Annotated in this window: 13 protein-coding genes and 2 pseudogenes; 5 read left to right on the top strand and 10 right to left on the bottom strand. The window is 48.3% G+C overall.

Annotated elements, in window-relative coordinates:
• Positions 1-143: 143 nt before the first annotated feature.
• The 4 genes from KDK19_RS14875 to KDK19_RS14860 form a co-directional block, all read right to left on the bottom strand.
• Positions 144-425 carry a helix-turn-helix domain-containing protein gene (locus KDK19_RS14875; RefSeq protein WP_257275095.1) on the bottom strand — a complete coding sequence of 94 codons (282 nt, stop codon included), beginning with the start codon at positions 423-425 and terminating at the stop codon, positions 144-146.
• The gene (locus tag KDK19_RS14870; RefSeq protein WP_257275094.1) at positions 425-781 is read right to left on the bottom strand and encodes a type II toxin-antitoxin system RelE/ParE family toxin; all 357 of its coding nucleotides are present in this window, start codon (positions 779-781) and stop codon (positions 425-427) included. The genes KDK19_RS14875 and KDK19_RS14870 overlap by 1 nt, the downstream gene beginning before the upstream one ends.
• 139 nt (positions 782-920) lie before the next feature.
• Positions 921-1,211 (bottom strand): type II toxin-antitoxin system RelB/DinJ family antitoxin, encoded by a 291-nt coding sequence (locus KDK19_RS14865; RefSeq protein ID WP_257275093.1) that lies wholly within the window; start codon positions 1,209-1,211, stop codon positions 921-923.
• Positions 1,212-1,279: 68 nt separating this feature from the next.
• A complete protein-coding gene (locus KDK19_RS14860) occupies positions 1,280-1,432 on the bottom strand; it encodes a hypothetical protein (protein WP_257275091.1) in 153 nt (50 codons plus the stop codon).
• Positions 1,433-1,588: 156 nt separating this feature from the next.
• Between KDK19_RS14860 and KDK19_RS14855 the strand changes: the two genes are divergently transcribed.
• Together KDK19_RS14855 and KDK19_RS14850 are read left to right on the top strand one after the other, a co-directional pair.
• Complete coding sequence (locus KDK19_RS14855; RefSeq protein WP_257275089.1) at positions 1,589-1,858, top strand: CopG family ribbon-helix-helix protein; 270 nt, start codon at positions 1,589-1,591, stop codon at positions 1,856-1,858.
• On the top strand, positions 1,858-2,133 hold the full coding sequence (locus KDK19_RS14850; protein ID WP_257275087.1) for a type II toxin-antitoxin system RelE/ParE family toxin: 276 nt from the start codon (positions 1,858-1,860) through the stop codon (positions 2,131-2,133). Before KDK19_RS14855 ends, KDK19_RS14850 begins: the two co-directional genes overlap by 1 nt.
• 87 nt (positions 2,134-2,220) lie before the next feature.
• Here KDK19_RS14850 and KDK19_RS14845 read toward each other — a convergent pair whose 3' ends face one another.
• Both KDK19_RS14845 and KDK19_RS14840 read right to left on the bottom strand, forming a co-directional pair.
• Complete coding sequence (locus tag KDK19_RS14845; RefSeq protein WP_257288188.1) at positions 2,221-3,348, bottom strand: choloylglycine hydrolase family protein; 1,128 nt, start codon at positions 3,346-3,348, stop codon at positions 2,221-2,223.
• A 173-nt stretch (positions 3,349-3,521) separates the two neighbouring features.
• Positions 3,522-3,977, bottom strand: a complete 456-nt coding sequence (locus tag KDK19_RS14840; protein WP_257288189.1) for a DUF29 domain-containing protein — start codon at positions 3,975-3,977, stop codon at positions 3,522-3,524.
• A 192-nt stretch (positions 3,978-4,169) separates the two neighbouring features.
• Between KDK19_RS14840 and KDK19_RS14835 the strand changes: the two genes are divergently transcribed.
• On the top strand, positions 4,170-7,376 hold the full coding sequence (locus KDK19_RS14835) for a hypothetical protein (RefSeq protein ID WP_257292259.1): 3,207 nt from the start codon (positions 4,170-4,172) through the stop codon (positions 7,374-7,376).
• 27 nt (positions 7,377-7,403) lie between these two features.
• On the opposite strand, the gene KDK19_RS14830 is transcribed toward KDK19_RS14835, so the two are convergent.
• Both KDK19_RS14830 and KDK19_RS14825 read right to left on the bottom strand, forming a co-directional pair.
• The gene (locus KDK19_RS14830; protein ID WP_257292258.1) at positions 7,404-8,840 is read right to left on the bottom strand and encodes an HlyD family type I secretion periplasmic adaptor subunit; all 1,437 of its coding nucleotides are present in this window, start codon (positions 8,838-8,840) and stop codon (positions 7,404-7,406) included.
• Positions 8,833-10,980, bottom strand: coding sequence for a type I secretion system permease/ATPase (locus KDK19_RS14825; protein ID WP_257275080.1), 2,148 nt, complete (start codon positions 10,978-10,980; stop codon positions 8,833-8,835). Before KDK19_RS14825 ends, KDK19_RS14830 begins: the two co-directional genes overlap by 8 nt.
• Positions 10,981-11,303: 323 nt before the next feature.
• On the opposite strand from KDK19_RS14825, the gene KDK19_RS14820 reads away from it, so the two are divergent.
• Positions 11,304-12,707 carry a WD40 repeat domain-containing protein gene (locus tag KDK19_RS14820; protein ID WP_257280700.1) on the top strand — a complete coding sequence of 468 codons (1,404 nt, stop codon included), beginning with the start codon at positions 11,304-11,306 and terminating at the stop codon, positions 12,705-12,707.
• A gap of 153 nt (positions 12,708-12,860) precedes the next feature.
• On the opposite strand, the pseudogene KDK19_RS24440 reads toward KDK19_RS14820, so the two are convergent.
• Positions 12,861-12,968: pseudogene (locus KDK19_RS24440) on the bottom strand (hypothetical protein); the annotation flags it as partial.
• Positions 12,969-13,055: 87 nt separating this feature from the next.
• Between KDK19_RS24440 and KDK19_RS14810 the strand changes: the two are divergent.
• Complete coding sequence (locus tag KDK19_RS14810) at positions 13,056-13,523, top strand: DUF29 domain-containing protein (protein WP_257292257.1); 468 nt, start codon at positions 13,056-13,058, stop codon at positions 13,521-13,523.
• A gap of 12 nt (positions 13,524-13,535) precedes the next feature.
• On the opposite strand, the pseudogene KDK19_RS24435 reads toward KDK19_RS14810, so the two are convergent.
• A pseudogene (locus tag KDK19_RS24435) lies at positions 13,536-14,010 on the bottom strand (DEAD/DEAH box helicase family protein); the annotation flags it as partial.
• Between the last annotated feature and the right edge of the window lie 9 nt (positions 14,011-14,019).

Raw genomic sequence — 14,019 nt, 5'->3', positions numbered from 1 at the left:
TAAAGCTATCTAATATAATCTCAAGAATGGATAAGAGATTAGTGAAGATAGGTGACCCAACAGGCAAAGCGACTCTTGCAGACCTTATCGGAAAACAAGCCCGTTAAAGCATCTACCGCCAACCTGGCTAAGAACCGGGCAAATCAAACAATCCTCAACTCCAGCTTTCTCCCCATCACCAGAGCGGCATTCGCCAGTGTTTTCAGGTTCAGGCTGGTGCTGTTGGGATCAAGAAGACGATCCAGTTGTGAACGGCTGGTGCCCAGGCGGCGGGCAAAGGTTGATTTGTTGACCTTCTCTGTTTCCAGGTACTCGCTGATTTGCCAGGCCAGGACTCGCTTTATAGCCTCTGCCTGGCATTCGGGCAGCAAGCCCTCTTCTTCCAGGAAGTCGTCGAAACTACTGCCAATATGGGGATTACTCATCACTTGCCTCCTTTTTGTTCCCTTAGCACGTCATCACGGCGTGTTTTTGCGAGCTTAAGATCGTTTGCCGGGGTTTTATCCGACTTTTTGATAAAGCCGTGCAGTAACACCATGTCAGCACCGGCTACTGTGAAGAGCACTCTGGCAATACGGGCATCCGATAGATGGATACGAACCTCCCAAAGCTTCGCATCCATTTTTCTTACCAGTGGCATACCGATAGGCCAGCCAATCTCAACAGTCTTAATGTCTTCACCCACCGTCCGGCGATCATCACGGGACAATGATTTCAGCCACTCCCGGACAGGCTCATTCCCTGAAGACGCAACAAAGAATCGAACGGCTATAATTTTCATTTCTTAATTGTACCAAAATTGGTACGTTTGGCAATTTACACTTTCGTCCTTGAGTCGAAGGGCCGCCTCTGGGTTATCATCGGAGATATAATCAATAATGGTCAAAAGGTCGTTACGAGCAGGGCCCAAGCACTCCAATTTATGCACGTTGTTTTTTCCTTTCGATCAAGGCTTGGGCTTCATCCATAACCTGGTTATGGGATAAAACATCTTCAGAGTTCAAGGCCTGCTTAACCTGCTCCCGGAACCAGGCATCATGCGCTTCAGGGTCACTGGTGAGGCCGACGGGCAGGCCACCTTCTTTGGTTATCCGGGTTTGCAGGATCCGAACCGCATCAGACAGGGTTAAGCCGAAGTTGGCCAGCTTTTCGGTTGCTTCTGTTTTTAATGCGGCATCTACACGGACGTGCAGCATTGATGTATGAGCCATAACAAATATCCTTTTTAAGTAATGTTTATTTCTATTCACTCGGACAATATTGCCACAGTCGTAAACGCTCAAAGTGCTTCATCCCCAACAGGCGGGATGGAATCCCATTCGGTAAATTCTTCCGGCATGGCGGCTGACAGATCGCACTGGGCCAGCAATTCATCCATTGAATAGCGTGGTCGGTTGAATTCACTGATAATAGAATTCTTCCCGGTTTTCATCTTCAATCCTCACTTTGTAATCCCATCTGGACATTCTGATCTTGATCAAATTGACGTCAGGTTAAGGTAGACCAAAATCTGGCAATATTATTGACTTAATCATAATTAATCACTATTTTTCAAAGTTGTTAATATCTGATTAAGAGAGGGATTATCATGGCTCAAACAGACACAAAGGTACTTACTGCCCATGTGCCATTACCTTTGGCCGAAAAAGTGGAACAGCTGGCAAAAAGACTTGAGCGATCAAGGGGATGGATTATCAAACAGGCTCTATCTGCCTGGATTGATCAGGAAGAGGAACGCGACAGGCTAACCCGGGAAGCACTGGCAGATGTAGACGCAAATGCTGTCATTGATCATCAGGCCGTGCAGGAGTGGGCAGAAAGTCTTGGAACTGAAACCCCCTTGCCGGTGCCGCGCTAATGGAAATAAAGTGGACGAGTAAAGCTCTTTCTGACTTGTCGCGGCTGTATGATTTTTTAGCTCTTGTGAATAAGCACGCAGCAGCTAAAACAGTTCAGTCTTTGACATCCAGTCCTGCCAGTCTTATAGAAAATCCAAGGCTTGGTGAAAGACTTGAAGCTTTTGACCCCAGAGAAGTCAGAAAGGTGCTGGTAGGGCCCTATGAAATGCGCTACGAAATCCAAAACTCAAACATTTATATTTTGAGGCTCTGGCATACCCGTGAAGATCGATAGTATTCCACGTCATAGGTACCCGAGAATCCGAGCGGATCAATCTTGTTTGTTGAGCCACAAGGCCCGGCGTTTAAATCATAGCAGTGACTACTTAATATCCACGACCTTCAAATCCTGCTGTTTTTTCAGATCCAGATCGCGGTAGCGAATCCCGGATTTATCAAAGTCTACCGATGCAAAATCAATCTCTCGAATACGGCTGTTAAACATGGTTTTGTAATAGTATTTCAAGTCTTTGGTATCCATGGCTGTCGTCCACTGAGTGGAACCCAGAGTGTCGTCTTTGGGGAGTTCATCTCTGGCCAGTACTGCACCAGAAGGAATATCAAAATTGTTCAGGATGCGCAGTGCTTCCATTGCGGCGGCATAACCGTCTTTGAGTGGGCGTACTGAGTTTCTCAGTGCTGCAGCCCGAACAAATCGGGAAACGGGAGTGTAATCGCCAGGCAGGCCTATCATGCCCGAACCAGCACCGTGAGGGGCTAACTCCAGATCGCCTACTTTAATGCCCGGTTTCGCTTTAGCGGTAAGGCCGACGTAGTTTCTCAGGTTTTGCAGATGCCACGGAAATTCTGGACTGTTGGTCAACACGCCGACGGGGTTGTCATAAATACTTAGCTTGCCGCCATGGGTGTACTCCACCACAATTGATGCCCCTGAGCGATCTGTCATCATGAAATGAATCGGCGGCACGATATTGCCCAAGCCTTTTTCCTTCACGGGGGCAACATCTACTTTTGGAAGATTTTGCTTTACCTCTTTTATCGTAGACTGAGTAGTCAGTACCCAGTTGCTGATGTCTTGAGGGCCGATTGTGTTTGCTGCTTTGGCAGGGTCATAGGGTGGAAACTCGGCGACGCCGGGCAAGTACAGCACTGAAACCGCCAAGCCTCTTACGTTCATTCCATCGATAAGCGACGGTTTGTTCAGGCCATTGATACCAACAACTCCGTATTTGGTTTTCCACCTTAAGCCCGGTTTGCCATCGGGTGTGAGACCTGTAAAGGCAGTGTCTCGTGGTATCACCATAATTTTTGATTCCAGATCGAAGGTTCCCCACTCTTCAGTGCGAGCCTGGATGACCGCATGGTCCTCTGAAACCAGCGTAATGGCTGTACAGGCCAGAGCGATTGGAGTCTGAACAACGGTGATAAGAAGGATTGCGCTTAGAATAAAGGTTGTAACGACCGGTACTTTTAACGAAGGAATGTTCATGAAAAGTGCTCTTTGTGACGAGTCAGGCGCGAGGAAAGTATAGTCTCTTATTATGAGTTGGCCACGGCTAATCAGTTAAGGGTATGCCAGCAGGTGAGGGTAAATAGCAAGAATTGATGAACGGTTGATCGGTGACGATTGTTAATTGGCAGGGGCTGCCCATGACCTAACTATTAATCAGGCAACCAACCTTCCTCCATGATTTGCTCATAACTCCATGGGCATTCAGGCGGGAAATCATTCGTTTTGCACTGCATATCGTTGGCGGCTAACTTCCTGGCATGTTTATAAGCCTTTAAAAAAATCTCATCCAGCTTATTGCTTAGCCCCGGGTTTTCTTCCAACTCCTGTTGAATGGCAATTCGTTGCTTGCCGATACTGATCGCCCAACTCCGATACCACTGATCCATGCCATGAAGATCATACTTTTTCGATTGCATTTGCCATTTAAGCGCATGGAGAAACAACTGCTCAAGAGAACTCTTTAAAGTCCGGTAACGAGCCTTGCCCATGTCTTCAACTTCTTCAAGCAGATTGTCGATGTCCAACTCGCTGAAACGGCCTTGTCTGATCAACTCGGCTTGTTGGTACGACCAGCTATAGAAATCAGTTTCGTACAAATCGCTCATTGAGGGTCTCCTCTGGTCAATGGTCAGTATACACAATCATCTCTTACCCGACCGCTACCTCTTGGCGATTATAAAACAAGCAATCATGCACCAAAAAAACACCTGTGGGGAAAGGAGGGACAAGTTGGCCTGCTTCAAGCTCAGCAGCAAAGTGGCGATATAAAAATCTACTATCTGAGCATGGTTAATGACATGAAAACTGGCGGCCCCAATCTTCCTGTAAATGGCCCAAGGGGCAGGCAGGATACACATCAAAATCCATCGATACCCTCCGGTAATACCCAACCCTCGAAGGTCAATATGGGCCCCCGGGACGTGTCTGTTCACAAAACGACCGGTGCTGCATTGGAAGGTTTGGAAGTTAAAGCAGGCCAGCACTCCCCTTATGTACCTATCCACAAACGGGATGTTGTCATTGAGAAAGTGAAGGGCAGCTTCTGGAACGCCCTCCTGCGAACCTTTTCCACTGCAGCGATGGGGTTCATCCGACTCGGAATGGGCGTCCTTGGCAACAAGGCCAACGACCAGTTAGATAGCAATAAAAAGTTTGCTGGGGAAAACAGAAAGAAACTGCAGACCTTTATGGCTGAGATGAAATCCATTCAGGTTAAACAGAATAAATTAAGACAAAAGCTTCCCCACCTGAAACCTGACGAGCAGCATCAATTTGCAGAACTCCAAAAAAGGTTTTTTGAATTAAGAGCTGAACTGAGCAGGCTGGAGCTAAACTTTCAGGGGATCAATCAGACAGAGCCTCTCCTGGAAGCCTGGAATAAGAAGATCAAGAAAGAGATGCAAGACTTCCTGGCGTTGATCAAAGAGCAAATGGGTCCCGGACTTAAACTGATACATGGGCTTCAACACGTTTTTAAAAAGTCCGAAAAAGGGCCGTCTGCTGGCAAGGTTTATCACCTCAATCTGGGAGATATGTCGACCAAACTATCGACCGGTGCTGAGCTGAAGGTGCAAAACGTTGGTGTGTTTATAGAGCAGTGTTCTTTGTCACCCACGGGTGAGCTGACACTGGATATTGCCGATATCAGGGCAGATGTATCGTCAATGGGTGCCAGTGGCGAGGTCGAGCCAATGACTTTATCCGGAGGCATCCGTATCAAAATGAAGCCTCCGGCCAGTGACTACTTGCACCAAGCGTTGACCGGCAATATTGTGAAAGCTCCCATGCATCTTTATGGATTGCACAAAGCGCTGAAGCCTGTTTTTGATGGCATGTTCACAAACCCGCCTAAATCCAGGTTCAGTGATGTGGCTGAAGTGTCTGTTAAAAGCCTTCAGTTAGAGAAAAAAGATGGACAAACTATGGCGCTGCAAGACGCTCCGTTTGCTCACTCGCTGATTGATTTGGTGATCCCGCTAATGTCGGGAAGCTCCAAGCCTCCTCTTGCTGCATTGGAAGCTGAGAAGCAATGGAAGCATAAAGGATTGGAAGTGGTATGCGAAAATCTGGCCAAAGAAGAAAAAGAGCGAAATGACGATCTTGGTCAACTCCGGGAAGATATGAAACGCATGCCTGAGGGCGAAGCAAAAGACCGGTGTCAACAAATGGATCATCAAGCGGCCAGCGAGCTGGAAATGGTAGCGAAAGAGAAAGCAGTCAAAAGCCGCGAGTTAATGTTTAGCAAACAGGCAAGAGACGTTCAGCAAAAACGATTAAAAGATATTGAGTCGTACGTTGAGATGAACCGGGTGCTGATCGATCTGGTCTATGGGCTGGCGGCTGTGGCCAATGCCAACCCGGCAGGCTTACAAAAGCATTTTGATATTCCGGAAATGAATATTCCTGTATCAAATACCTGCTCTGTTGACTTGAATCAGCTCAAGATCAATGTATCTGATTTTTCTTTCAGTGAACGCGGTGTCGTGGAGCTGAGTATTCCGGAGATGGCCAGCGATATCACCGTTCAGAACGAAGCGACGGGAGAGAAAAGGTCGGTACCGGTCATCGCCAGAGGCGCAGCTATCAAAATTCGCCCACCCTATGGACCCCTGGTTAAGGAACTGTTGCAGCTGAAGTTTCCAGTGGACTCCAACACACTGGAAAAAGTCGTTATGCCGATTTATAGGGAGACGGCCAAAAAGAAGCACTCGGGGGGGGCTCAAATCTCTGATTATTTGGAGATTGATCTGGGTACGGTTTCCTGCCTGACCCGGCAGGGGGAGGTGAACTTCTCAGCGGAGAAAGATAGCCAGTACCAGCAGCGCAGCGAGGAGTTTGTAAAGAAAACCGGAGACCTGCTTTCGAATGATGTTGATGCAGTGGAGATGGCGTCAGCACTGGCGTCGGCAGGTTTAACTCAGGAGTCTCAGCAGAAAGTCTGGAAACTCTGTGAAGAGGGCGTTTTTGCTGATCCCGTTGTTTTTGCGCCAGAAAAACTGCAGCACCTGGTATTGCCGCTCTCTCAGAACGAATCGCAACAAGAGCCGCAGCAAGAGAGGGTGGATGAACCTGTTCAGGACGAAGCTGGTGAAGGTTATAACAGCTCCACCTCTCTGGATTCATTGGAAGATGAACCGTCAGTATCACGGAGTTCATCGCTGCCGGAGGTAGAGGTACCCCTGAACAGGGAAGTGACTTCCCCTTTTTCAAAACCAAAATCACCAGAGAACTCAACCCCGAATGCTGAGGTCTCAAAACCTGATCCTGTCGTAACAACTTCAATGGATAGTACGTTTTCAATAGATAGTACGCTTTCAATAGATAGTGTGCCCACAGATGACACGCTTTCAATAGATAGTGTGCCGACAAATCCGGAACCTCCGCAGAATGTAATGGCACGATCTTCTGTTTTTGAGCCTGAACGGCTTCAGTCAACAACAGTTAACGCTCGAATAACCGACGCAGTCACACCACCTTCATCATCGTTACCTGAAAAGGTCGAAGCATCCAAAGTCGAAGCATCCAAAGTCGAAACACCCAAAGCCGAAGAAGCACCGGTCAGGAAGCCTTTATCCCAGGCCGTTGTCCAGCCTGCCACAGAAAAGTCACCAGAGGCATTAAAGTTCAATGACTTGAAAGACTGCGTAGGGGTAATTAATCCACAGTTCCGGACAAAAGATGGAAAAAGGATGGCTGATTTCGAAATGCGAATTGCTCCACAGAGCTTGATGAAAAAACTGTCCTTGTGGATGAGCTTCTTCCTCGGTAAGAAAGAGATGACCGTACAGGTGGTTCTGCCCATTGTCGGAAAAGGTTCGAGGCTGCAACTTCAGTCACCTTCTGTTCAATTGAAAAAGCAGGATTCTTACAACCCAGCCGTCTGGTTAGCGACTTTTGTGTTCAATCGCAGGCTCAGGAAGATGCAATACCAGTTGGAGCTGGACCAGGTTGAGCAGCAGAAGCGTCTAAGTCTCACTCAAAAGTCTCTGGACAGCCCGGCCTGAGGCCGGGAGTCTGTTTTCAACACACCCTCAACGGACATTCAGTGCTTCATCCCGGTAGCGCAAAAAGGGTTCCAGAAAAAATTCCAGCAGTCGGCGTCTACCGGTTTTTACCTCGGCAGAGACCATCATATCCACATGCAAAGGTTCATTCTGACCGTTAACATTGACAAATTGCTGGTTCAATCGGATGTATACCGGGTACATTAATCCCTGCTCGCCCAGGTTCCGTGCATCTTTGGAAACCAGCTCAACTACGCCTTGCAGATAGCCAAAAAATGTATATGGAAAAGTTTCTATTTTGATATCGGTCACCATCCCCACCTTCACAAAACCGATATCCTTGTTTTCCACCATGACTTCCGCCTGTAGCTGGGCATTGTCCGGAACCAACGACATCAAAGTGACCGCCGGCTGGATCACCGAGCCGTCACCCAGCACCGATAATTGTTGTATCGTGCCGTCTTCCGGTGCCCGGATATAACAATTCTGGTTGTGTTCCCTGGCTTTAATAATGCTGATCTCTAGTTCAGTAATCTTGTCACTGAACTCATTGAGTTTTTCCATGCGTTCATGCCGAAATGCTTTTTGTCTACTTTCTTTTTCGCTAACAAGCGCTGCCAACTCTGCCTTTGCTTCATTCTGGTGACTCTGTTGGACTTGCAGCTGCTGGCTGGTATCCAGCTGTTTTTCCCTGACGGCCAGCCACTCCAGTCGTGAAACAAGACCTTTGTCCAATAATTGCCGAGTCGCTTTTTCATTTTCCAGATGCAGGGGGTTAAGCATTTGCAGTCGATCAATTTCGGCCTGAATCGCCATGATTTTTGCCCGGCGCTGACTGATTTGCTGCACTATGGATTGATTGCTGCTCTGATAATGCTGGTAGTCATAATCCAGTAACTGTTGCTGGCGAAACCACTGGTCAGGGCTTGGCTTTCCCGAGAGTGGTAGCTTAGCCTGGGTAATCCACTGCTGCAGGTTGGGAGGCGGAGCCAAAGGCGTTTCCGTTGCCGATTCAAGCAACAATTGCAATCGCCCGACATTGAGTAGGTTGTGCAGCAACATGGCTTCAATCTGGCGAATATCAGCTTCTGGTTCAGTGGGGTTTAGCTTGATCAGTAATTGGTTTTTATCAACATGCTCACCTTCTGTGACATAAAGGGTATCCACCCGGCCAGCAATCAGTGATTGTATTTCCTTGACCTTGCCCACTGGTATTATTCTGCCATTGGCAGTGACTTCGGTGTCAATAAAGCTGAACCAGCTCCAGAGCAAAACAAAAGTCAGCAGGGCACAAATTAGCAACATCAGGACATGAGCAAACGGTGACGGTGGTGATTCGAGAATTTCAACCGCTGCCGGCAGAAACTCCAGTTCATCTTTTTTGCGCCTGACCTGAGGATGCTTTTTCTCATGGTGCAGGCTGTCCTTGATCAGCGTGAATATGCGTCCCAATGGTTTAAACACGTTCTGCTACACCGATTTGTGAAGACCACAGCTGAGCATAGCGGCCACGCTGTTGAACCAGCTCGTTATGGCTGCCATCTTCTTCAATAACCCCTTTTTCGATCACCACAATCCGATCGCAATGACGGATAGTTGAGAGTCGATGGGCGATGATGATGACGGTGCGGCCTTTGCAGATAGCCCGCATGTTGTCCTGAATAATTTTTTCTGACTCATAATCCAGAGCTGATGTTGCTTCATCAAAAATCAGGATATTGGGCTGGGTGGCCAGTGCTCTGGCTATCGCCAGGCGCTGAAGCTGTCCGCCTGATAGCCCTATGCCGCGCTCACCCAGCTCAGAATTGTAGCCATGGGGCATTTCGATAATGAAATCATGGGCTCCGGCCAGTTGGGCTGCAGCGATGACTGATTCCATATCCAGGGTTGGATTCGCAAGAGCAATATTGTCCCGAATGGTGCCATTAAACAGCACGCTGTCCTGGAGGACGACACCGATCTGGCGTCGGATCCAGGCTGGGTTTAATAGTGAAAGGTTGGCACCATCAATATAAACCTTGCCACTTTCTGGTATAAAGAGCCGCTGGATCAGCTTGGTCAGCGTTGACTTGCCAGAGCCTGAACGGCCGGCAATGCCGATCACTTGTCCTGCAGGAATGTTCAGGTCTATGCGGTTCAGTACTGCGGGGCTCGAAGGGCTGTAGCGAAAAACAACATTTTCAAGCCTGATGGCTCCTTTCATTGCCGGTGGTGAAGATTGGCTTAAATGACTTTGGGGCTCGGTGGGGGCGTTGATGATGTCACCGAGACGGGCGATAGCAATGCGAAATTGCTGAAAGTCTTGCCAGAGTTGGGCAAGCCTCAGGATGGGGGCAGAAATCTGCCCTGAAATCATATTGAAGGCGATCAATTCGCCTACCGTCATATGCCCATGAATGACCTCCAGAGATCCTTGCCACATCAACAGGGCGATGAACAGTTTGTTCACCAGCTGTACCGACTGACTGCCGTACATGCCCGTCACCACGGAACGGAAAGAGGCCTGGGCAAAACCGGCCAGCTGATGTTCCCAGCGCTGGCGCATCTGGGGTTCGATGGCCATGGATTTAAGGGTCTCTACCCCGGTCAGGGTTTCGGTCAGAAATGCCTGGTTAATGGCACTGCGGTGAAACAATTCTTCGGTTCTCTGGCGCAGGCGGGGAGTGATCAAAATAGAAATGATAATGTAGAATGGAATCGAGCTGACCACGATCCAGGCCAGCCGACTGGAATAGAAGAACATGACAGCTATAAACAACAAGCTGAAAAACAGATCAATGACCAGAGTGAGAGCACTGCTGGTCAGGAAATTACGCACATTTTCCAGCTCACGCACACGAGCCACAACCTGACCCACGGGTCGATTCTGGAAGAAAGCAACAGGAAGTTTCAGCAGGTGCCGGAATAACCAGGTACCTAATTCAACATCAACCCGGTTGGTGGTATGTGAAAAAACATAGGTTCTCAAGCCACCCAACATAACCTCAAACAGGGAAATGGCCAGCAGCGCGATAACCAGTACATTCAGAGTCATTTCCGCCCGGTGAACCAGCACTTTGTCCATCACCACCTGAAAAACAAGTGGCGTCAGCAGGGCAAATAGCTGTAAGAAAAACGAAGCAATCAATATGTCTCTGAACAGTTTTCGAAACTTGACAATAGCCGGTATAAACCAGTTGATATCGAAGTGCTGATTTTTGCCTGGCAGAATGCTTCGATCAGTCATTAAAATGGCCTGGCCACGCCAGTGACTCCAGAGGTCATCCAAAGAAATTGACTCTGGTCTCATTCCCTCCCGTTGAATCAATGCTTTGCCATCGCTGATGGCGGCTATAATGAAAAAATGCTCGTTTTTGTCTATGGCAATAAACGGACAGTGTATTTTAGCTAATCGCTGTCGCCTGATTCTAACTTGTCTGGCTCTCAGTTTCAGTTGTCTGGCGGCTCTGAGCATAGTCAGTGGGGTCAGGTCTTCTCCCTCTGGGCAGAACTCATGTTTGATGACACTCATGTCAATGGTTTTCTTCAGGTATTGCGTCATCAATAAAAAGCAAAACAAGCCACTCCCGGCAGATGGCTCGGTATCAGCATCTGTAGTGCCCATTGGCAATATCCTTGTTCTTGGTTCTGTTGCAAAAAAACGCTTCAACCTGAAGGTGCAGTTCGCTAATCCGTTACAGCTGTTTAGTTGAGTCTTGCATTGTAGACTTTCCCGGCGGTCCCGTTACAAATTTTTTGCATACCATAAAAACTGGTCTTTCAGGCACAGTGAGAAGTTTTTTAGAAGTTTTTTTGTAAGCAGACCCTTGATTAAGCATGCTACCTTATATGGTCAGCTATTTTAGTTTAGTCGTGGGAGGTTCTCACTTTCGCGGAAATGACTGGAACGGTAAATTCTGCCTTACCGCCCGGGAAGTAATATTGATCATGAATACTGATATTTTACGTAAAGTTTCTGCCTGTTTTGAGGCTCTCGGGGGCTGTACTTGCTTTACCGTTATTTTTCTATTTTTTGGGATGCCTTCTTTCGGACTTGGACTGACATTGATTGACAATGTGTTGATGCACGAAACCTATCAGGTTGCAAATAAGACCCAATGGTTTGGTGCTCCTGCGGGCGTTGCATTATTTGCCCAAAAACACAATGTAACTGCGAATATGACAGTGGTTGTTTTAAACGACAGAGGGCTCTGTCTTGCATTCCATTGTTCAGAGGGTTCTGACCAGTGTGTTGTGCAAACGACGATCCAGATATCACCCAACTCAAGACAACACCGAAGCCTGGTTAAAAGAGAAAACTGCTTCTACGTGGCCAGTGATTCGGATAAAGAGGGAGGAAGTATTGGCAGCTTCATTTGGGAACAGGGGCAGCTGACCACAGGCCCTTTGGTGGCGTTTGCTGGTGTCTCGTCGCTTGGGGTGAGCCCTGATGGTAAATGGCTGGCGGCTTGCTCTCTACTCATGGGTGAGTTGCGGGTTTATCAGCAGGAAAAAAACTGTCAAACGGGATCATTCCAACGCTTTGGTGGACAAAGTCACTATCTTTTTCGCCAGGGCTGCTCCTCTGCCAGTTTCAGTAAAGACAGCAAGCAATTGTGTGTCAGTTGGACGTTTGACAACCAAATAGCCTGCTTTGAGCAATCGGCTGGAGATTGGCGGCCTGTAACGGTACTGACACCGGCTATTGATGAGGTGGTTATTGATCAACCCGTTGGGGCTACCTTCGCAGATGCACACTTGTTGGTTATCCATAGAGGTGGAGAGTTAGTTTTATGCCCTCCCAAGATGGTTAATCAAACCACTGGCACGGGTCCTGCTCACTATTCCTACCAAGCTCTTGGTTGTCGGTTGTATTCCCATCAATGTCAAACCGCTACCGGGCAGCAGGCCATGACCCAACAGGTTTGTTCATTCAATCCGTGTGAGAATGCCATGTTTCCACCGAATGGGGAGGGAGTGGAGGATACCATCGAGTCAAGCTGGCCAGACCTGGGAAAACTGGATGAAATCCGACAGTACTACAGCAATACCTTTTTGATTGCTGGCGAGCGGGGCTTGCACGTTGTTCAGTTTGACAATGGTAGCATCTGTTATCAAACAACTCTGGCCAGCCCCCATGGAAGTGCGGATTGGCCGGGAAACCGAATTACGTTTGACTTCAGTGGTGACCAGCTAGTGGTCGGTAGTCGCTTTAATCATTCCGTCCATCTCCTGAAGATTCATCAAGCGGGTGGTCGGCCCCTTGGTTCGTTTTCACCATTGCGGGTTGCTTCGATGATGTCGCTAGTGACCACGTTGTTTAACGCTGTTGCTATTTTGCGATGCTGGTGACTCACTTTTTGTTTGCAAAATGATGATGGCCTGTTATCCGTTTTTGAAGGGGGTCGGAATACCCCTGTATGTCGGACCCTCAGGTTTTTCTACGCCTTAAATTACCGAAAAATTACAACAAATGGAGATACAACGTGATTGACAGTAACCTTTGGCGCTGCCCTGGTGGCACTCATCCACGACGATCAGGTCAAAGAAGTCGGGCGAGAATTGCCTGAAGATGTAATGCTCTTCTTTCTTGCCCGTCACCGCCTGGTAAAGCACCCGGCAAAGGCATCTGTGCTTTGGTAATTCATTTTGATTCCCTTCTGTTAATTGCCTACATTGGTAGGCCAATGGAGGTATTTTATGGAAAACTTGTACGACACTGATTTCTACACATGGTCCTACCAACAAGCTGAGCTTATCAGGCAAGGCCGTTTTGATGAACTGGACATTGACAACCTGGTTGAGGAAGTTGAGGACATGGGTAGAGCCCGTTACCGTTCTGTAGATAGCCGTTTGTCTCAATTACTCATGCACGCTCTTAAATGGCAGATGCAGGTTGGAAAAAATGATCTGCATGAGATGGATCGTTGGTTCCGAAGTTGGTCAACCAGTATTGCCAAGCAGCGGGACGCCATAGAGAAAGAGCTTCAGGAAAATCCTGCTCTCAATAGCAAATTGACTGAGATTTTTCCGAAGGCTTATGATTATGCCCGAAAGCTGGCCGCCAGAGAGATGCAGTGCAAACCCGACGCTTTCCCGACTGAATGCCCATGGACCTACGAACAAGTCATGACAGAAGACTGGCTGCCGGAGGCGGACCATGACTGATTTATACAAATTCTGTTTCGACTTCCATAGTCGCCAGATGGTCTGGAAGGCGGTGTAGGTTTTGCCGGTACCAGAGGCCATGACCAGCAGGATACGATCCTGGCCCTTGGCGATGGCCTCAATGGTCCGTTTGATGGCGTTGGCCTGATAGTAGCGCGGACGTTTGCCGTCCTTGTTGATATAGAAGGGGCGCTGATGCTTTTACGAACGGAGTATCAAGATGGTCGGCGTATTCCAGTGCCTGTTGCCGACCTGCTCCCACACTGTGGTTATTATCTTTGGCTTCAATGATGGCGATTGGCAGGCCGTCCCGTTAGAAGAGCAGTTAGTCAGCCCGCCTTTCTCCCCTCCCCCGGCTGTGGAGTGTGCCTTTGACGGTTATACGACCAACGGCAAAGGTAACTTCTTCGCGAATTTGCGTGTGTATGTTCCAGCCGGATTTCTCTAGCAGCCTGTCGGACTTAAGCGTCCGTAGCGAGGATTGCAAGAAATTGAG

Origin of the sequence: Endozoicomonas sp. ONNA1 (genome assembly GCF_024606325.1) — a bacterium.
In the GTDB taxonomy this organism is placed as follows: domain Bacteria; phylum Pseudomonadota; class Gammaproteobacteria; order Pseudomonadales; family Endozoicomonadaceae; genus Endozoicomonas_A.
The sequence above is the reverse complement of the archived record's forward strand: the minus strand, read 5'-3'. Positions and strand labels throughout refer to the sequence as shown.

What these genes read in the sequence shown, in the direction of transcription:
- KDK19_RS14875 (WP_257275095.1), bottom strand. Translation starts at nt 425, where the DNA reads ATGAGTAATCCCCATATTGGCAGTAGTTTCGACGACTTCCTGGAAGAA.
- KDK19_RS14870 (WP_257275094.1), bottom strand. Translation starts at nt 781, where the DNA reads ATGAAAATTATAGCCGTTCGATTCTTTGTTGCGTCTTCAGGGAATGAG.
- KDK19_RS14865 (WP_257275093.1), bottom strand. Translation starts at nt 1,211, where the DNA reads ATGGCTCATACATCAATGCTGCACGTCCGTGTAGATGCCGCATTAAAA.
- KDK19_RS14860 (WP_257275091.1), bottom strand. Translation starts at nt 1,432, where the DNA reads ATGAAAACCGGGAAGAATTCTATTATCAGTGAATTCAACCGACCACGC.
- KDK19_RS14855 (WP_257275089.1), top strand. Translation starts at nt 1,589, where the DNA reads ATGGCTCAAACAGACACAAAGGTACTTACTGCCCATGTGCCATTACCT.
- KDK19_RS14850 (WP_257275087.1), top strand. Translation starts at nt 1,858, where the DNA reads ATGGAAATAAAGTGGACGAGTAAAGCTCTTTCTGACTTGTCGCGGCTG.
- KDK19_RS14845 (WP_257288188.1), bottom strand. Translation starts at nt 3,348, where the DNA reads ATGAACATTCCTTCGTTAAAAGTACCGGTCGTTACAACCTTTATTCTA.
- KDK19_RS14840 (WP_257288189.1), bottom strand. Translation starts at nt 3,977, where the DNA reads ATGAGCGATTTGTACGAAACTGATTTCTATAGCTGGTCGTACCAACAA.
- KDK19_RS14835 (WP_257292259.1), top strand. Translation starts at nt 4,170, where the DNA reads ATGAAAACTGGCGGCCCCAATCTTCCTGTAAATGGCCCAAGGGGCAGG.
- KDK19_RS14825 (WP_257275080.1), bottom strand. Translation starts at nt 10,980, where the DNA reads ATGGGCACTACAGATGCTGATACCGAGCCATCTGCCGGGAGTGGCTTG.
- KDK19_RS14820 (WP_257280700.1), top strand. Translation starts at nt 11,304, where the DNA reads ATGAATACTGATATTTTACGTAAAGTTTCTGCCTGTTTTGAGGCTCTC.
- KDK19_RS14810 (WP_257292257.1), top strand. Translation starts at nt 13,056, where the DNA reads ATGGAAAACTTGTACGACACTGATTTCTACACATGGTCCTACCAACAA.